Below are 18,231 nucleotides of genomic sequence, written 5' to 3'. Positions count from 1 at the left end.
TTCGGGCACAAACGCGAGGGTCTTTCCCATGAAACCGTGCAGAGCGTGTCGCCATGAAATTTCGGAACAGGCCCGGGCGTGCCCGCAGTGCGGGGCGCCCTTCCCCGCCAAGGATGAATGGGATGGCTACGGCTTCGAGTATAAGTCCGCCGCCACCGTGATGGGCGTGCCGCTGGTTCACGTTTCCTTCAAATACCGCGACCGCAAACCGGTGCCGGCCTACGGCATCATTGCCATTGGCCAGTTCGGCGTGGGCGTGGTTACCCTGGCACAGTTCGGGGTTGGGCTGGTCGGCATCGGCCAGTTCACGCTTGCGGGGTATGCGCTGGCGCAGTTTGCCGTGGCCTGGTCGTTGGTTGCGCAGATCGGCCTCTATTTCCACCAGGGCATCGGCCAAATGGTGCTCAAGATCAGTGAGTTGTTCTGATGCTGATGAAAGACGGCCTCGGGAAGGCGGCGGTGGAACGGATGGCCGGGTCGTTGGCGCGTACGGTTCCGGGTTTTCCCGAACAGCGTTTCATTGCGGATGCGATGGCGGGCATCGAGGAGTTGGAACTGAAGGATCGGGTGCGGCACCTGATCGGGGTGCTGAACACGTATCTTCCAGATGATTTCGAAGAAACCGCCGCAATCCTCATCCGGTTGAAGGGCAACTGGATTCCCGGCGATCCGGACGACAACCTGCAGGGCTTCGCCGCCTGGCCGATCCTCGACTATGTCGGCGAGCACGGTCTTGGCCATCCGGAAACCGCCTTGAAGGTGCTGAAGGAGCTCACTTCGTTCTTTTCGGCCGAATTTGCCATCCGTCCATTCATCACTGAACATTTCGAGGCCACGTTCCGCACCTTGGGGCAATGGGCGGACGATCCGGACGAGCAGGTGCGGCGGTTGGTTTCCGAGGGCATCCGGCCGCGCCTGCCGTGGGGGCGGCAACTGCCGCAATTCATTGCCGATCCCTCCCCGGTTCTCCAGCTGCTGGACAACCTGAAGGACGATCCCAGCGAAACTGTGCGCCGCTCGGTCGCCAACAACCTGAACGATATTTCGAAGGATCATCCGGAAACCGTCATCAAGGTTTGCAAGCGGTGGCGGCAGGGGGCCGGCCCGGAGCGGCAGTGGATCATCCGGCATGCCACGCGTACCCTGGTGAAGGCCGGGCATCCGGCGGTGTTCGGCCTGCTCGGCTACACGGAAAACCCCAAGCTCGCTCTCAAGTCGCTCAAGGTTTCCCCTGGGGCCATCCGCCTGGGGGAAGCGATCGAGTTCAACGCGATGATCGAATCCACGGCAAAAACCACCCAGAAGGTGGTGGTCGACTACGCGCTCCACCACAGGAAGGCGAATGGGAAAACCAGCCCGAAGGTGTTCAAATTCCGCTCCCTGGAGATCGCCCCCGGGGAAACGGTTGAACTGGCCAAGCGGCATGCCATCAAGCCGATCTCCACGCGCAACTACTATCCGGGCGGGCATGCCGTGGAAATCCTGATAAACGGAAAGACATTCGGGCGGGCAACCTTTAAGCTTACGCTTTCTTAACCCGGAGAATGAAGTGGAAGCCTTGCAGACCCTCAGCCCCATGACCTGGATCATTTTAATCGTAGCGATCGCCATCAGCATTGCCGTGCTGTTCAACAAAGCCATCAAGGCGACGATGAAACTGGCCGTGATCGCCGTGATGGCCCTGCTCGTGATCTACTTCCTGCAACAAGCGGGCCTCTTCCAACCTGCAACGACTGGAAATTAATATGAAAAGAGCCTTCATCCTGCCATTCGTGTTCGCCGCAGCGGTACATGCCGACGAAGGGGTTTTGCTCCAGCGCATCGTCGCACTCGAAAAACGCGTGGCCGAACTGGAGGCCAGGCTGGCCCCGGTGCTGGAGGAAGAGCGCGTGAAAGAAGTCGCCGCCCGGCAAAAGGAACTGGCGCGTACCCGCATGATGATGGATGGCGAATACCTTTCCCGAAACGACCTCAACCTGATTGAAAAGGGCTACCACGCCGCCAACCAGGACTGGAAAACGGAAGAAGCCAAGAAGACGGTGGCCGTGCTGACCGAAAAATATCCGCGCGCCAACCGTACCGGCTGCGCCGTGCTCGCCTTGGCGCAGGCCTCCGAAGGCGATGCGCAGATCAAGCTGCTGGAACAGGCGATTGAAACACACAACATGTGTTTCTACGCCAACGGCGTGCAGGTTGGCGCCTACGCCCGGCTCTACCTCGGCATGCGCCTCAAACACGACGGCAAGGACGGCGAGGCCAAAAGGCTTTTCGAGGAGCTCCGCACCGCCTATCCCGACGCCATCGACCACACCGGCCAGCTCCTCACCTCGCACCTGGAGGGGTTGGAATAGTTTCCGTCCATGTTATCAGCCGGGCGGGAACTGGCGATTTTTGCACGGTTCGTGCTAGTTCTGCTCAACGGTATGGATGGAACCAGCTAGCTTTCGAGCTCGCTGCAAAGGGAAAGAAAGGCGAATGAAAAAGTTGTTTAGGATCGGATTGCACGGGTTGCCGCCAACGGCGGTGACGCTGCAAAGCCATGCCGAAACAGCTTCGGCTCGCCACGTTGGGCCCTCCCCCATGGAACCCTTCTTCTCCATCAACGGGATTGGCGCCGCCTTGGCGCTTGTTCCGGTTGCACAGGCGGACGGCATTCCCCTATGGCTATGGGGAGTGATTGGGCTGGTTATCTTTGCGGCCATGGCGTTGCTGGCTTGCAGCTGGGCTCTCAACTCAAAAGCCCGAAGGCAAACCGCTGAATGGCGCGCAAACGAGGAGCGCTATACGCTGGTGTTCGCCACCGCAGGAGACGCGATGTTCCTGCTCGACCAGGGCAGCGGAACCATTCTTGAATCGAACGAAGCGGCGGCAGCACTGTATGGCTACAGCCATGATGAATTCAGGCAGTTGAAGAACACCGACCTTTCTGCCGAACCGGACAAAACCAGCAGCGCGATCAGGCAGGAGCTTCAGGTTGCGCCGCTTCGCTACCACCGCAAGAAAGACGGAACGGTCTTCCCGGTTGAAATCAAGGCCACCTACTACGACCAAAACGGGGAGCGCGTCAGCGTGGTGAACATCCGCGACATCACTGAGCGCGAACAAACCCAACACGCACTGCGGGAGAGCGAGGCGCGCTACCGGCAGTTGTTCGACAACATGACCTCCGGTTTCGCCCTGCATGAAATGATCCGCGATGAAAAGGGAAACCCCATTGATTATCGGTACATCCAGGTCAATCCCGGATTCGAAAAGCTGACCGGCCTCGCGGCGGAACGCGTGGTTGGGCGCACCGTCAGGGAACTGCTGCCCGAAATTGAACCGGCGTGGATCAACCAGTTTGGCCGCGTGGAGGAAACCGGGGAACCGGCCATTATCGAGGATTATTCCCAGGATCTGAACAAGCATTTCGAAACACGCGCCTTCCGCCCGGCACCGGGCCAGTTCGCCGTGATTTTCCACGATGTCAGCGACCGGAAACACGCTGAGCAGGTGCTGGCGGCGAGCGAAGCGAAATACCGTGAATTGTTCGAGCACTCGGCGGATGCCTTCCTCATCATCCAAGAGGGCCGGTTTACCGACTGCAACATGGCGGCCGTGGATATGCTCGGCTATTCGGCCAAGGAGGATGTCATCGGGAAATCTCCGGGCGACCTTTCCCCAACAACTCAGCCCGATGGACTGGATTCGGGTAAAAAAGCCCAGGATATGCTCGCTGCCATGGAAACCAGCCAGAGCCTCCGTTTCGAATGGCACCACAAGAAGGCCAATGGCGAGGTGTTCCCGGTCGCCGTCACGTTGACCGCGCTCACCGACAACGAAGGCCGCCCCATGATCCACACGGCCTGGCGCAACATCACCGCGCGCAAGCAGATGGAGGAAGCGCTGGAGAAAAGGATTGTTGCCCTGACGCGGCCGCTGGACGACGACGCGGAAATCGCCTTCGACGATCTCTTCAGCCGGGATGCCATCCAGCGCATCCAGGATGGGTTTGCCGCGGCCACCGGCGTGGCTTCCATCATTACCCACCCCGATGGCACCCCCATCACCGAGCCGAGCAATTTCACCAGCCTGTGCTACGATATTATCCGCAAAACGGAAAAGGGCCGTGCCAACTGCCATAAATCCGATGCCGAACTCGGGCGGCACCACCAGGAAGGGCCGATTGTCCAGTGCTGCCTAAGCGGCGGTCTTTGGGATGCGGGAGCCAGCATCGAGGTGGGCGGCCGGCATATCGCCAACTGGCTGATCGGGCAGGTGCGGGACGAGTCGCAATCCGATGAAGACATGCGCCGCTATGCCCGGGAAATCGGTGCCGATGAAGACGCGTTCATGGATGCGTTCCACCGCGTGCCGGTCATGCCCCGCGAGCGCTTCACGAAGGTCGCGGATGTGCTGTTCACGCTGGCCAACCAGCTTTCGGCCACGGCCTACCAGAACATCCAGCAGGCCCGCTTCATTGCCGCGCAGAAAAAGGCGGAACAAACCCTTAAGGACCTTGCCGAAGTGCAAGGCCTGATTCTCGACAACAGCACGGTGGGCATCGCCCTGCTTGAAAACCGCACCTTCAAATGGGTAAACCCCCGCATGTCCGAACTGTTCAACATTCCGGAACAGGAATTGCAGGGCGCTTCGACCCGCCTGTTGTACGCCTCGGAGGAGGACTTTCTGGAAAACGGGGCAAAGGCGTATGCCGTGCTGGAGCAAGGCAACCGCTTCGAACACACGCTTCAGTTCCAGCGCGGCGACGGTTCGTTGTTCTGGTGCCGGCTGATCGGGAGTGCGCTTGATCCGAAAAGTCCGCTGGAGTCGGGCTCCCTGTGGATGTTCGAGGATATCAGCGAACGCAGGGCATCCGAAAACGAGCTGCTACGCCTATCCACGGCCATTGAGCAGTCGCCGGAGACCGTGGTTATTACTGATCTGGAGGGAAGAATCCAATATGTGAACCCCGCCTTCGAGCGGGCTTCCGGCTTTGCCCGGGAAGAGGTTCTTGGGATGAACCCGAATATGCTCAGCAGCGGGGAGCATGACGAAGCCTATTATGCCGATCTCTGGGATACCATCGCTTCGGGAGGGATCTGGGAGGGGCGGATCGTCAACCGCCGGAAAATCGGCACGCTCTACACCGAGGAAGCCTCGATCGCCCCGGTGAAGGATGCCACCGGAACCATTACCAACTACGTGGCCGTCAAGCGCGACATTTCCGAAGAGCTGATCCGGGAGGAAGAGTTGCGGCAGGCCCAGAAGATGGACGCCGTCGGGCAGCTGGCCGGCGGCATCGCCCACGACTTCAACAATATCCTCCAGGGCATCATGGGCTTCAGCGAGATGCTGCAGATGGAACTCGATGCCCAATCCCCGGAATACGACGGAGCCGTGGAGATCCACAAGGCGGCCAAGCGAGCGGCTCAGCTGACGCGCCAGCTGCTGACCTTCAGCCGGAAGCAACCCTCCCATTTCGAAACCGTGGACCTGAACAACACCGTCCATGACGCCCTGGCCTTGCTCAACATGTTGCTGGGCGAAAAATACGACATTGTCCTGGATCTTCAGCAGCAACTGCCCCCCATCCATGCCGACCCCGGCCAGCTGACCCAGGTCATCATCAATCTGGCGGTTAACGCGCGCGACGCCATGCCGGAAGGCGGACGGTTGACCATTTCGACCGACAGCGGCACGTTCCAGCCCGAAGATGCCGCACTCATTCCCGAGGCCCAGGCGGGAAGCTTTGTGTGCCTTTCGATCACCGATACCGGCTGCGGGATGGACAAAGACACCAAAAAACGGTTGTTCGAACCGTTCTTCACCACGAAGGAGGTTGGCGAAGGGACAGGGCTTGGGCTGTCCGTCGTGTACGGAATCGCCCAGCAAAGCAAGGGATGGGTCAACGTCTACAGCGAAACCGGAAAGGGGAGCTGCTTCAAGATCTATTTCCCGGCGATCGCGGCCTCGCCAGCATCCCCGGAAGAACCGGCACACCGCCATCAGGCACATGGCCGCGCAACCATCCTCCTGGTGGAGGACGATCCCGAGCTGGCCACCATGGGTATGGAAATTTTGCTAAACGCAGGACACGATCCCATCCTCGCCATCAGCGCCGAAGAGGCCATGGAACATTTCCGGGATGTGGATGGCAACATCGACCTGCTGGTCAGCGATATGGAACTCCCCGGCCTGCGGGGCGACGAACTGGCCGATGAACTGCGGAAGAGAAACCCCGCCCTGCCCGTGCTGCTGCTCAGTGGATACCGCGACCAGCACGTCCGCTGGCAGCACCTGGAAGACAGGGACTACCTATTCATGAACAAACCGTTTACTATTTCCAACCTAACCGCCATGGTCGGGAAATTGATTCAAGAGTACAAAGGCGAGGGTGTATGAATGAAAAGAATATTGCTCATCGACGACGATCCGACCGTGCAGAAGCTTTTTTCCCAGTTCCTGGCAAAACAAGGCTATGAAGTCTTGCAGGCGGAAAACGGAAAGATCGGCATGCGCATCATTGGGCAGGAGAAGCCCGACCTCATCATTACCGACATCCTGATGCCGGAAATGGACGGGCTTGAAATCCTCCTTGCGATTCGCAAGACCGCCGAAGAGCTGCCCATCATTGCGATTTCCGGCGGCATGCGCAGCATGCCGATCAACTTCCTGAATCAGGCCAAGATGTTCGGCGCCCGCTACGTCTTTGAAAAACCCGTTCCCCTCGATGTACTTCTTTCCGCCGTCAGAGACCTGCTCGACGTCCATCCTGAATAACAGGCGTTCTTTCATCGCCTTCCGATTTGCCTGGATGACGGAATCACGAATCTTCGAACCGGGTGCTTAAATAAAGCTCTTCCACCTGGTCGCGCGCCCACTGGGTTTTGCGCAGGAACTTCAGGCTCGATTTAATGCTCGGCTCCCAGTTGAAGCAGCGGATATCGATGAGCCGCCCCAGCTCGTCCCAGCCATAGTGGTCGACCAGGCGGTTGAGCAGTTTTTCGAGCGTAATGCCGTGCAGCGGATTGTTGGGTTGTTCATTCATAGGCCGGCACCCTGCCCGATTCGCGTTGAAACCGCCAGCCATTACGCTAGTATGCGCACTTTTCACGAATCAATCGTCACGGAGCGCTCGCATGGCATGGACAGGTAAAATCATTGGAGGGGTGCTCGGCTCATTGCTCGGGCCCATCGGCGCGGTGGTGGGGGTTGGCCTCGGCCATCAGTTCGACAAAGGCGCCGACCGGATCAAGGCAACGGCCCAGACCTTCCAGGTGGCCTTCTTCGGTTGCCTGGCCAAAATGGCGCGGGCCGACGGACAGATTACGCAGGACGAAATCCAGGCGGTCGAGCAGATCATGGCGCGCTTCGGCTATACCGGCCCGATGCGCGAGCAGGCCATCGGCATCTTCCGCCGCGCAAAGGACGATCCGCACACCGCGGAAGACTATCTCAACCAGCTTTCGGGCGTGGTGCAATTCAACCCCCAAATCGCGATGACCTTCATTGCGGCCCTGCACACGGTGGCGGCGGCCGATGGCGTCATGCATCCCAACGAACGCGAAATCTTGCTGCAGGCCGAACGGGCGTTCCGTCTACGGCCGGGCACCATCGATGCCATGCTCGGCGGCGTGCGCGGCAACACGGCGAATGCGCTCGAAAATGCCTACAAGGTGCTCGAGGTTTCGCCGGATGCCTCCGATGCCGAAATCAAGAAGGTCTACCGCCAGAAGTGCATCGAGTTCCATCCCGACAAGCTCGCCTCGAAGGGCTTGCCGGATGAATTCATGACCTACGCCCACGACCAGCTCGCCAAGATCAACGAGGCCTACGACGTCATCAAGAAAGAGCGGAGTCTCTAGCGAGGGATCAACTCCCGCTATTGATCCTGATCAGTTCGCCAATCATTTTGTCGCAGATCGCATGGGAATCCTCATCGCAGGAATTTGTTACCACGATAAAGGCCCTGTCCAACTGGGAAGCAACCCAGACGGTTGCATACCACATGGTGTTGCTACCACTATGCGTCAAGACCACTCCGTTGCCCCACGACCGTTTTGCAACAATCCATCCTCCGGCATAATCGCCGACCGGGGTAATCAGTTTCTTCAGGTGTTCACGGCCGAAAGAAAGCTCCTGGCCCTTTCCGTTGGGCAACTGCAAGGCAATGAATTTCGCCCAATCCTCAACCGAGCAGTGTACCCGGCCTGCCGGGCCGAGCGCCTCTGCGTTGTCGGATTGCATGGCGCTCCATTTTTTTCCTGATTTGTTGTGCCCCCAGGGCTGATCCTTTCTTCCGCGTTTTCCCGGCGGGCCGAATCCGGCCGAGTCCATATCCAAGGGCTTGAACAAACGCTCTTCAATCAGCTCCTCCCACGTGTCCCCGGTTTTTTGCTCCACCATGCAAGCCGCGATCATGTAGCCGAGGTTGGAATAAAGATACTCACCCTTTTTTGCCTTCGGAGCATCTTCCAGGCTGTCCTTGAGTATTTCCACGCGTCGTTTTTCAAGCTTCATCTCGGGGTGTGCCCACCAGTCTTTCGCGTTGACCGGAACACCCGCCCGATGCGTGAGCAGTTGCCAAACGGTCACGTTGTGATAATCCGGATGGATTCGTTTCCGAAGCTCCGGCATAACCTCAATCAGTGTGGTTTCCCACGTGATAGTCCCATCCGCAACAAAAGTTGCCAGCAACGTGGAGGTCATCGCCTTGGTGCAGGAACCGAGATGAATGACATCGTTTTGCGTAAACTCCTCGCGTGAACCGTCCTTCCGAACTCCGGCAGCGCCAATGGCGACAATTCCTTCCGACGAAGCAATGGCTGCAACCATTCCCGGAAGATTTTCCCGCTCAATAATCCCCTTTAGGGAAACCTCGATTTCCTTTGATTGCCCGGCCGACTTTTCCGGTTTTGCATAGGAAGTTGGAATTAGAAGCGGGAGTGAGGCTGCAATGATGATGCCGCTTGAAAGATTCATACGATGCTCCTATTCACTGAGACTAAAACAAACCACTTGGTTGATGATGGTTACAACAATAACAGTCGAAGCAACTAATGAAAATTGGGTCTTTTTTCATTCCCATCCACAATCGGCAGGAGTGAGGCCGCCGGTTTTTACTTTCGCATTCCGCGCGTGGGTGTAGAAAGGGCTTGTGGCCGGTTGCGGTGGCCGGTGCGGTTGCGAAATTGTAGGCAGTGGAGGACGGAATGAAGGCACATATGAAATGGCGGAACTTTGCGAAACAGGCGTTTGTGCTGTTGGCTGGCGCCTGCTTCCTGGCGGGACTCGTCGGATGCAACGACGATGACAATGATGATCCGGTTTCCCTCGAGGCCGGAACGTGGGAACTATCAGCTACGGCCTCCGGTTATCCAACCATGACCGAGACCATCGAGCTGCCCGGCGAAGGCGGGGTGGTTCCGGAAGGCACCTTCTCCTACGGAGGCATGACCTTCACGGTCTCCGGAAACTCCATCGACCTGGATATCGAGCTGGACGATGGAACAACCTTCCGCCTGGACGGGAAGATCGGCAGCGGGACATCCATGAGCGGAACGTTTTCGTATTATGATCCAGGGCCACCGGAAGAACGATTCTCCGGCAACTGGAGCGCCCGCAAGATTGACTGACGGAAGCCCCATCAAAAACGGTCTTTGCGGCTTCGAAGCTCGATGAACTCCTCCAGTGATCCGGCGCGAAGAAACGGGTTGGTTTTCTTCTCTTCCGCCAATGGGGCAAAAATGGCGCGGGCCGGATCTTGTTGGTAAAGATTCCGACGGGCGAGCATGTCCGGATTGTCCGGCTCGGTGGAGAGGGCGAATTCCATGTTTTCCACGAGATAGTCGTGTCCTCCGAACAAGCGGGTTTCGTCGGGTAGTTCACAAATTGCCTGGAGGCTGGAATAATATTGCCCGGCCGTCCCCCCAAGTATCCGGCCGCAGGCCCCGTTGATGATCGTGTCGCCGGTAAACAGGATTCCGAGTTCCGGAAAATGGTAGCACTTGTGCACCGCCATGTGCCCGGGGGTTGAAAGGGCATGGCAGGGCGTTCCCAACAACTCAAACTCGCCGGCCTCGACACCGGGACTGGTCGACTGCACCCCCAACCGGTCGACAATAGCCCTGCACCCGCCAACATGGTCATGGTGCGCATGGGTGATCAAAACGTTGGTCAACCGAAGGTTTTCCTGTTCCAGCGTTTTGAAGACCGGCTTCGCCTCCCCCGCATCCACCAGCACCGCCCGCCCTTCGCGGCAGACGAGATAAACAAAATTATCGAACAGCACCGGCACCGCCAGCACGTCGTATTCTCCAAATTCAAATCGGGTCGTTTTCATGGAATACCGCAAGCCAAATGGTTTTTTCAGTAGACGACGTGGACTCAACACGATGCCGCCGACGGGCGGGAATCATGATGTGGTCGCCGGGATTCAGTTCAACCGTTTCGTCCTCGAACGTCAACACCGCCGAACCCGAAACCAGCAAGACCCACTCGTCCTGCCCCTGGTCGTACCAGAAGCCATCGGGCGAAGCGTGGCCATCTGAAACAATCCGCTCGATCCGGACATCGGCGCTTTCCGCAAGAACCTCGACCCATTCGTTGGGCAAGGCGTCCGGTATGTTGTTGAACAGGCTCTTTTTCATTCGGCATCTCCCGACTCGTTGCATAAGCTATACCCCATGTTTTCCCTGCTGACAATTTTCGCGGGCGCGTTTGTGGTCGGGCTTTCGGGGGCGATGGCCCCGGGACCGGTCTTGACGGTCACCATCAGCGAAACCCTCAAGCGCGGCTTCAAGGCCGGACCACTGATCGTACTGGGGCACGCCGTGCTCGAAATCATGCTGCTGGCCTTGATCTTCGCGGGGCTCGGCCCGTTTTTCCAGCACCCGGTTGTGACGAAGGTGTTCCTCGTTGCCGGTGGCGCCGTGCTGCTTTGGATGGGCGGCACCATGATCATTCAAAACAAGAAGAGCACCCACGACGCCCTCAACGCAAAAGGGGCGGAAACCCCCTATGGGCCGATCTGGGCGGGCATCGTGCTGAGCGTCACCAATCCCTATTGGATTATCTGGTGGGTCACCATCGGCATGGGCTTCGTGACGCAATCCATCCAGTCCGGCATCGCCGGATTGCTCAGTTTCTATTTCGGCCACATCCTGGCCGATCTTGCGTGGTACAGCTTTGTGTCGTTCAGCGTTTCGGTCGGCCGGAAACTCTGCCCTCCGATGGTGTACCGCGTCGTCTTCATCGTCTGCGGCACGGTCCTGATTGGACTCGGGGGCCTGTTCCTCTCCAAAAGCGTCTAATTAAAATTGACGGCCGTGAAATCGAATTAGACGCTTTGCGGTTCCCCGAGCAGGAGTTGCAGCACCACATTCGCCTGCATGTGGGCGGCGATTCCGACGCGCGGCGCCATCAGGCCGCACCCGGGAGCGGCGCCGGTTTCGAGGTCGCCGACAATGAAGATCCGCTCGCCGAGCTTGCGCACGCCGATGGTTTCGCCGGAGCCATAGCCCGCCATGCCGGAGGCGGCGACAATCGGCGCGCCCTTGAACGACTGCAGCAGCATGGCCTTCTGGTCGGGGCGGTCGAAGGCCTCGACCATGACGTCCACCGGGCCAAAAAGGCCGTTGATGTTTTCGGGGGTGATGCGCAGGCAATGGGTTTCGTATCCGACGTACGGATTGATCCGCTTCAGGTTGGCTTCAAGGGCATCCGCCTTGGCTTGGCCGATCTGGTCGATGAAATATTGCTGTCGGTTGAGGTTGCTCGGTTCGACCACATCGAAGTCGGCCAGGATGAGGCGCCCCACCCCGATGCGGGCGAGCGCCACGGCAACGGAGGAACCCAATCCGCCCAGCCCGGCAATGCCGACGGTAGCCTGCTTGATTTTTTCGTGCACGCCCGGGGTGTGGCGCGAAACCATCAACGCTTCGAGCTCATCGGCCGGAGGGGTTTCGCCCCGCCGGATCAGGTTGACGCTGTCGCCTTCGTGCAGCGCAATGTCTTCGGAAACGGCAGCGCCGTTATAAACCAGCACATCCGCATCCGGCTTGTGTTCCTTCCTCAGGCTGAAGAGCGATGTTTCTTCCGCGACTTCCAGCACGCGTTCATTCAACGTTATTTTCATTTCATTTCCTCGGATCAATTAACGGGATGTTAACCACCAAGGCACGAAGTTCACGAAGCTTTTCTGCTTTGTGTTCCTTGTGCCTTCGTGGTTGACTCCCCTTCAGTCCAAACGGGAACTTGCATGCTTAAACGAACCAAGAACTTTTTCAGAACGACCATTCTCGGTGGTGTGATCGTGATCCTGCCAACGATCATTCTCATTTTCGCCTTCCGGTGGCTGTTCGGCATGGTGGGGAGCGGCATCAAGCCGCTGACCGACCTGGTGGTTAGCACGATTCCCCTGCCCGACCGGTACGACCAGATGATCGCGACGGCCATCGTGCTAACCGTGATCGTGATGGGCTGCTTTCTGGTCGGCTTGTTCGTGCGCACCCGGCTTGGCCAATGGATCTACAACGGATTCGAAGACAGCGTGCTGAGCAAGGCACCAGGCTACAAGATGGTGAAGGAGACCGTGAACCAGTTCCTCGGCAAAAAGGAATCGCCTTTTTCTTCGGTTGCCCTCGTACGGATTTTCGAGAACGAAACCAAGGTGACGGCCTTCATCACCGACCGCCACGACAATGGCACGGTCACGGTTTTCGTGCCGACGGGACCGAACCCAACCTCAGGCTTCATCTACCACCTCAACGAGCAATATGTTCATCCGGTGGATGTAACCGTGGAGGACGCCATGCGTTCGGTCATCTCCTGCGGCGCCGGCTCGGAAAAGCTCATCAACAGCTTGGATTCTCCGGCATGGAATCACCCTTCCCCACCCGGGGGGTGACATCCATTTGCACGATCGTCAATTTGGATGTCACCTTAAGGGGAACGGACCTAGCCGAAGATCAGCCAGTAGCCAGTTCCGAAGACGGCGATATCGACCAAGGCATGCGATAGCCAGCCGGGCCAGATGGTCTTGTAGCGCACGAACATCCACGACCACCAGACGCCGCCGATGAAGATGAAAAACGAACAGATGGCCGCTACCGTCGAGCTGAAGTAAAGCTGCATCGCGAGATAGTGGTGGATCGTAAAGCATATGGCCGATGCCACGATGCCACCCATCCGGCTTAGGACCTTTTCGAACTGGCGCACCACAAACCAGCGCCAGACATATTCCTCGAGCACGGAGTTGATCAAGATCCAGTAGGCCGCCGCACCCAGATAGAGCGGTTTATGGTCGAGGCCGACTTCCTTCATCATTTCCTTGAAGAAATCCCCATCGATCCATTGCGTACCCAGCAGGCATGCGGATCCGGCCACGAACACGCTAATGAACAACCCGCTGCCCAGCCCCATTTTGTATCCGCCGGGGTCGGTTTTCCCCTTAGCCGGCAGATGCCGATCAACACCGAGGAACCAGACCGCCGGAAACAGCAGCAACCAAACTTTCGAAAACATGAAAACGGCCCTGCCGATCGCGGCATCGGGATAGAGCATCATGCCGAACAACACCCCGACAGACGGAGCGGGAACCAAAAGCAACAGCGAGATGACCGCCCTGCGTCTCATGCGCCTTTCGACCGTTGGAAATAGATGCTGCCCAGGGGCAATCCCGTTTCAAGGGCCACCACGTCGCATTTGACCTTCATCAGGAAAAAGATTTCGCGTCCGCTTTCCTGCAACGTTTCAAAGTTGCCCTGCCCTTTTGAAATAATCATGTCGGCTTGGTCGAACAAGGCACGGAAATCGGGCGAGCATTGATCCAGGATGGTTCCGGGCGCGTCCGAACCGTTGTCCACCACCCGGCAAACCCGGTCGATTCCAACCTGGTCAACTTCCGCCGGGGTGATGTCGTTCAGGATCGGCTTCCCACGAACAACGAAAACCACCTTTTCGGTTGGAAGTTGTTCGATCAGCAGGCGGTCGAGCACCGCCTCGCCGCAGTTGTCGCCCAAATACAGGATCAGCTTGGCGTCGTCGGCGCGTTGTACAAACGCCGCGAAAGAGTCCATGCACATGTCCGACCCGACGGCGTGCTCGATCACCTCCATCAGACCATTGTCCTTTTGGCCATGGGGCGTGCCGAAATCGATGATGTTGCCGGCGATCGCCATGCGAAGGGCGGTTTCCAATGGACGCGGTGATTCCTCCACCTCCTTGCGCAATTGCGGCAGGAGCTTGAGCACTTCCTGGTTCGAACGAGCCTTGGCTGCGGCATGGGGATCGGCCACACCGGTCAACTCGACGATGGCGCGGAAATATTCGGCGGCCACTTCCGGCGGACTTTTCCCGTAGTCGCCCTCGGCGGAAATGCTCAGCACCGTCCGCAAGATTTCCTGTTGTATTTCGGGATTATCCGGTGCGTAGGCGAGCGCGGCCTCTGCGCCCTGGCGCGCAAAACATGGGATGCAATCGTTGTAGACTTTCATGGTTCCCCTGGTTGAAAGGCATCAGCCTACGACAACCGGGAATGCAAAGGAAAGGTTTCAGCCATTGGAAAGCGATCAGGCGGCTTCGGAGTCTATATCCTGCGGCGATTGATCGTCGGAATAATCCGCGAGTAGATCGGCGATGGCCTTAAGCGCTTCCTTCGCATCGCTTCCAACCGAGGTCATCTTGAGTTCATCGCCATGGAATGCCCCGAGCATCAGCATTTCAACCACGCTATGCGCATGCGCAATGCGGACACCCTTATAAAAGACCACGATAGCATCAAAGTTGGATGCCACTTTGGAAATTTCCGCAGCAGGCCGCATGTGCAACCCGAACCGGCTATTGATCCTAACGATTTGGCTGTGCGTGTCCAATGTACCCTCCTTTTCCCTCAAATACATGACCACGTTATTATCAATACGAAACTCTATCCGTTTTTCGCACAGCCTCAATTATAATTTCGATTTATTATTATAAAGAGCCATAATTATATATCAATACTGAGTCACCCGCCCGTCCTGTTTGGTTTCGATAGGATAACAGGGAGGCCACGGCTCCATGTCCAGCAGCCCCTGTTATCCCGCCGAAAACTAAAACCACCAAATGCCACGCTTGCGCGGATTGCCGAACGAGGCGAAATCGTCGCCCGATTCGCGCAGGACTTCATCGAGCTCGGGCTCGGTGAAATCGTAGCCTTCCTTGTTGGCCGCTTCTACGAATGCCGATTTGGGTTCGAGCGTATCGTATTTCAACCGCACGTCGTAGCTTTCACCCCCGGCGATCAACAGCCGTTCCACTTCTTTCTTTGCCATTTTCCATACTCCTTGTGTTGCTGACTTCCCCGTCAAATGGGTACCTCGCTATGAACACAAGGTGTGCCAGCTTTTCCGGGCAAGTTAACCAGCTTTAGTTCAACGACTTGCACAATTCGTCAAAATGAATCTATGCGGAAAGATTTGTCGGATCAACGGGATCGGACTGGTCGTATTGCTTGCAACCAAATGCGACTGGGACAGTTGCACGAAATACGACAATTTTTTCCGGACATTGCCCTCCCCAACAAAAAACGCCCCTCCGTTTAGGGAGAGGCGTTGGGCACGAGGGGCAGGCTTGCCAGCCTGCCCTTTCGCGAATCGAGCAGGCAGGAAAGCCCGCTCCACGTTTTTTACAGCGACTTCATGTTTTGCATGGCGTCGCGGAGCTCTTCACCGATCAGCTCCACCTCGTGGTAGCGGATCTCGGCGTTGACGGCGACGAGCGTTTTGTTGTCGACCGAAAGGTCGGCCAGCTCGAGGCCCTTGCCGATGACGTCGGTATCGATGCGGGCCATGAAGTCCTTGAGCATCGGGACGGCGGCATGCGCGAAGAGGTAGCAGCCGTATTCGGCGGTGTCGGAAATGATGCGGTTCATTTCGTAGAGCTTCTTGCGCGCGATGGTGTTGGCGATGAGCGGCGTTTCGTGGAGCGACTCATAGTAGGCCGACTCGGGCTTGATGCCGGACTCAACCATCGCGTCGAACGCGAGCTCGACACCGGCCTTGACCATGGCGACCATCAGGATGCCCTTGTCGAAATATTCCTGCTCGGTGATTTCGGTATCGGCGGGTTCGGTCTGCTCGAAGGCGGTCTTGCCGGTTTCTTCGCGCCAGGTCAGCAGGTTTTTGTCGTCGTTCGCCCAGTCTTCCATCATGGTTTTGGAGAATTCGCCGGTGAAGATGTCGTCCATGTGCTTTTCGAAGAGCGGACGCATGATGAACTTCATTTCCTCGGCCAGCTCGAACGCCTGGATCTTCGCCGGGTTAGTGAGGCGATCCATCATGTTGGTGATGCCGCCCTGCTTGAGTGCTTCTGTGATGGTTTCCCAGCCATACTGGATCAGCTTGGCGGCATAGCCCGCATCGATGCCCTTTTCAACCATTTTGTCGAAGCAGAGGATGGAACCGGCCTGCAGCATGCCGCAGAGGATGGTCTGCTCGCCCATGAGGTCGGACTTCACTTCGGCGACGAAGGAGGATTCCAGAACACCGGCGTGGTGGCCGCCCTGTGCAACGCAGAGGGCCTTGGCGATTTCGAGGCCGTCGTTGTTCGGGTCGTTTTCGCCGTGCACGGCGATGAGGGTCGGAACACCGAAGCCGCGCTTGTATTCCTCGCGCACCTCGGAACCCGGGGATTTGGGGGCAACCATGATGACGGTGAGGTCTTCGCGGATCAGCGTGCCCTCTTCAACAATGTTGAAGCCGTGGGCGTAGGAAAACGTGGCTCCCTTCTTCATGAGCGGCACAACCGTTTCAACCACATTGGTGTGCTGCTTATCGGGCGCAAGGTTCATGACGATGTCGGCGGTCGGAAGCATTTCTTCGTAGGTGCCGACGTTGAAGCCGTTTTCGGTGGCGTTGAGGTAGGACTGGCGCTTTTCGGCAATGGCCGCTTCGCGCAGCGTGTAGGAAACGTCGAGGCCGCTATCGCGCATGTTCAGGCCCTGGTTGAGGCCTTGGGCACCGCAGCCGACGATGACGATTTTCTTGCCCATGGCATAATCGCAGCCGTGGCGGAATTCGATGGCATCCATGAAACGGCAGGTTCCTGCCTCTTGAAGTTGCCGACGCATCGGCAGTGTATTGAAATAATTCTGACCCATTTTCTTGCTCCTGTTGGTTAATTCAAACGGGCGGAACCTACGCGAATTCATTTGTTGCGTAAATTGAATTGTTTGACATATAGTGTTGCGAATTTCGAAACAAAAGAACGTGAGCCGTGACGATTGAAACGTGAATCGAGTCACGACTCACGTTTCACGGATCACGCACATGGAAACCCAAGCTTTAGAAACCTTCATAAAAACCGCCGAGCTGCTCCATTTCGGCAAGGCGAGCCGGGCGTGCAACCTGAGCCCGTCTGCGTTAACGCGCACGATCCAGCGGCTGGAGGAAGAGGTGGGCAAGCCGCTGTTCCTGCGCGACAACCGCAGCGTCGCACTCACGGAGGCCGGCAACCGGCTGCTGGCCTATGCCCGGAATGCAGTACAGGACTGGCGGCAGTTCCAGGAATCGCTCTCGGCAGAAAAGGCCGTAGGCGGTACGCTCTCCCTCTACGCCTCGATCACCGCGGTCTACAGCCTGCTGCCCGAACTGCTGGAAGCCTACCGTTCAGCGTATCCCGAGGTGCAGCTGGAATTGCGCACCGGGGCCGCCGAACGCGCGGTGGAACAGGTGTTGAGTGGCGAGATCGACCTCGCCGTTGCCGCCCTCCCCGACCAGAAGCAGGCCCGGATGGAATTCATGCCGCTGGCCGAAACCCCGCTGGTTTTCATTGCCCCGAAAACCATGGACCTGCCGAGGAAACCCGATTTTTCACGTTTGCCCCTCGTTGTGCCGCAGTCGGGCACGGCACGCCATCGACTCGATGGCTGGCTACGGAAAGAAGGCGTTACCCCCAATATTGCTTCCGAGGTTTCGGGCAACGAGGCACTGATTGCCATGGTACGGCTTGGAACCGGGGTTGGAATTGTTCCGCAGCTGGCCCTTGAACGCAGCCCGTTCCGAAACGAGGTCTCGGTGGTCGGGAATGCGCCCCGGCTCGATCCCTACGTGGTCGGCCTATGCTCCGCCAAGCGCAACCTAAAACGCCCGGCCGTGAAAGCCATGTGGGAGCTGGCCGACCGGCTTTAACAGTCCCCGGTCCGCTGCGGTCGAGTGGAGCCCCTTCGCCCCGCCCAAAAAAATGCCCGCCCGTCTCGCGACGGTCGGGCAC

Annotated in this window: 21 protein-coding genes; 11 read left to right on the top strand and 10 right to left on the bottom strand. The window is 58.0% G+C overall.

Annotated elements, in window-relative coordinates; translation table 11 throughout:
* The first annotated feature begins 28 nt into the window (after window positions 1–28).
* From E9954_RS28240 to E9954_RS28215, 6 genes are all read left to right on the top strand, one after another.
* Window positions 29–427 (top strand): zinc ribbon domain-containing protein, encoded by a 399-nt coding sequence (locus tag E9954_RS28240; protein WP_136082646.1) that lies wholly within the window; start codon window positions 29–31, stop codon window positions 425–427.
* Window positions 427–1,536: a DNA alkylation repair protein gene (locus tag E9954_RS28235; RefSeq protein WP_136082645.1), complete on the top strand. Its 1,110-nt coding sequence runs from the start codon at window positions 427–429 to the stop codon at window positions 1,534–1,536. The genes E9954_RS28240 and E9954_RS28235 overlap by 1 nt, the downstream gene beginning before the upstream one ends.
* 13 nt (window positions 1,537–1,549) lie before the next feature.
* Entirely contained in the window at window positions 1,550–1,744 is a 195-nt protein-coding gene (locus E9954_RS28230) for a hypothetical protein (protein WP_136082644.1), read from the top strand.
* A 1-nt stretch (window position 1,745) separates the two neighbouring features.
* Window positions 1,746–2,351, top strand: a complete 606-nt coding sequence (locus tag E9954_RS28225) for a hypothetical protein (protein WP_136082643.1) — start codon at window positions 1,746–1,748, stop codon at window positions 2,349–2,351.
* A 124-nt stretch (window positions 2,352–2,475) separates the two neighbouring features.
* Window positions 2,476–6,384, top strand: a complete 3,909-nt coding sequence (locus E9954_RS28220) for a PAS domain S-box protein (protein ID WP_168442658.1) — start codon at window positions 2,476–2,478, stop codon at window positions 6,382–6,384.
* Complete coding sequence (locus E9954_RS28215) at window positions 6,385–6,762, top strand: response regulator (protein ID WP_136082641.1); 378 nt, start codon at window positions 6,385–6,387, stop codon at window positions 6,760–6,762.
* A gap of 43 nt (window positions 6,763–6,805) precedes the next feature.
* Here E9954_RS28215 and E9954_RS28210 read toward each other — a convergent pair whose 3' ends face one another.
* Window positions 6,806–7,030, bottom strand: coding sequence for a VF530 family protein (locus E9954_RS28210; RefSeq protein ID WP_136082640.1), 225 nt, complete (start codon window positions 7,028–7,030; stop codon window positions 6,806–6,808).
* Between the two features lie 91 nt (window positions 7,031–7,121).
* On the opposite strand from E9954_RS28210, the gene djlA reads away from it, so the two are divergent.
* Window positions 7,122–7,847 (top strand): co-chaperone DjlA, encoded by a 726-nt coding sequence (gene djlA / locus E9954_RS28205; protein ID WP_168442657.1) that lies wholly within the window; start codon window positions 7,122–7,124, stop codon window positions 7,845–7,847.
* 7 nt (window positions 7,848–7,854) lie between these two features.
* On the opposite strand, the gene E9954_RS28200 is transcribed toward djlA, so the two are convergent.
* Window positions 7,855–8,964, bottom strand: coding sequence for a serine hydrolase domain-containing protein (locus E9954_RS28200; protein WP_136082638.1), 1,110 nt, complete (start codon window positions 8,962–8,964; stop codon window positions 7,855–7,857).
* Window positions 8,965–9,194: 230 nt separating this feature from the next.
* Here E9954_RS28200 and E9954_RS28195 point away from each other — a divergent pair, with 230 nt between their 5' ends.
* Window positions 9,195–9,617: a hypothetical protein gene (locus tag E9954_RS28195; RefSeq protein ID WP_136082637.1), complete on the top strand. Its 423-nt coding sequence runs from the start codon at window positions 9,195–9,197 to the stop codon at window positions 9,615–9,617.
* A gap of 11 nt (window positions 9,618–9,628) precedes the next feature.
* Here the strand turns inward: E9954_RS28195 and E9954_RS28190 are convergent, their stop codons facing one another.
* Both E9954_RS28190 and E9954_RS28185 read right to left on the bottom strand, forming a co-directional pair.
* The gene (locus tag E9954_RS28190; RefSeq protein WP_136082636.1) at window positions 9,629–10,324 is read right to left on the bottom strand and encodes an MBL fold metallo-hydrolase; all 696 of its coding nucleotides are present in this window, start codon (window positions 10,322–10,324) and stop codon (window positions 9,629–9,631) included.
* Window positions 10,305–10,631, bottom strand: a complete 327-nt coding sequence (locus E9954_RS28185) for a cupin domain-containing protein (protein ID WP_136082635.1) — start codon at window positions 10,629–10,631, stop codon at window positions 10,305–10,307. The genes E9954_RS28190 and E9954_RS28185 overlap by 20 nt, the downstream gene beginning before the upstream one ends.
* 36 nt (window positions 10,632–10,667) lie before the next feature.
* On the opposite strand from E9954_RS28185, the gene E9954_RS28180 reads away from it, so the two are divergent.
* Entirely contained in the window at window positions 10,668–11,294 is a 627-nt protein-coding gene (locus E9954_RS28180; RefSeq protein WP_136082634.1) for a LysE family transporter, read from the top strand.
* Between the two features lie 26 nt (window positions 11,295–11,320).
* Here E9954_RS28180 and thiF read toward each other — a convergent pair whose 3' ends face one another.
* Entirely contained in the window at window positions 11,321–12,118 is a 798-nt protein-coding gene (gene thiF / locus E9954_RS28175; RefSeq protein WP_136082633.1) for a sulfur carrier protein ThiS adenylyltransferase ThiF, read from the bottom strand.
* A 123-nt stretch (window positions 12,119–12,241) separates the two neighbouring features.
* On the opposite strand from thiF, the gene E9954_RS28170 reads away from it, so the two are divergent.
* Entirely contained in the window at window positions 12,242–12,889 is a 648-nt protein-coding gene (locus E9954_RS28170) for a DUF502 domain-containing protein (protein WP_136082632.1), read from the top strand.
* A 50-nt stretch (window positions 12,890–12,939) separates the two neighbouring features.
* Here the strand turns inward: E9954_RS28170 and E9954_RS28165 are convergent, their stop codons facing one another.
* The 5 genes from E9954_RS28165 to ilvC form a co-directional block, all read right to left on the bottom strand.
* Window positions 12,940–13,617: a CPBP family intramembrane glutamic endopeptidase gene (locus tag E9954_RS28165; RefSeq protein WP_136082631.1), complete on the bottom strand. Its 678-nt coding sequence runs from the start codon at window positions 13,615–13,617 to the stop codon at window positions 12,940–12,942.
* Window positions 13,614–14,477 (bottom strand): damage-control phosphatase ARMT1 family protein, encoded by an 864-nt coding sequence (locus E9954_RS28160; protein ID WP_136082630.1) that lies wholly within the window; start codon window positions 14,475–14,477, stop codon window positions 13,614–13,616. Before E9954_RS28160 ends, E9954_RS28165 begins: the two co-directional genes overlap by 4 nt.
* 75 nt (window positions 14,478–14,552) lie before the next feature.
* Window positions 14,553–14,855, bottom strand: a complete 303-nt coding sequence (locus E9954_RS28155; protein WP_168442656.1) for an HPr family phosphocarrier protein — start codon at window positions 14,853–14,855, stop codon at window positions 14,553–14,555.
* A 216-nt stretch (window positions 14,856–15,071) separates the two neighbouring features.
* Complete coding sequence (locus E9954_RS28150; protein ID WP_136082628.1) at window positions 15,072–15,293, bottom strand: Nif11-like leader peptide family natural product precursor; 222 nt, start codon at window positions 15,291–15,293, stop codon at window positions 15,072–15,074.
* A 353-nt stretch (window positions 15,294–15,646) separates the two neighbouring features.
* Window positions 15,647–17,119, bottom strand: coding sequence for a ketol-acid reductoisomerase (gene ilvC / locus E9954_RS28145; protein ID WP_136082627.1), 1,473 nt, complete (start codon window positions 17,117–17,119; stop codon window positions 15,647–15,649).
* A 169-nt stretch (window positions 17,120–17,288) separates the two neighbouring features.
* Here ilvC and ilvY point away from each other — a divergent pair, with 169 nt between their 5' ends.
* Window positions 17,289–18,149, top strand: coding sequence for an HTH-type transcriptional activator IlvY (gene ilvY, locus E9954_RS28140; RefSeq protein WP_136082626.1), 861 nt, complete (start codon window positions 17,289–17,291; stop codon window positions 18,147–18,149).
* Window positions 18,150–18,231: the final 82 nt, after the last annotated feature.

The sequence above is a fragment of the Pontiella desulfatans genome, from assembly GCF_900890425.1.
GTDB classification, from domain to species: Bacteria; Verrucomicrobiota; Kiritimatiellia; order Kiritimatiellales; family Pontiellaceae; genus Pontiella; species Pontiella desulfatans.
This window is presented reverse-complemented; position numbering and strand designations above follow the sequence as displayed.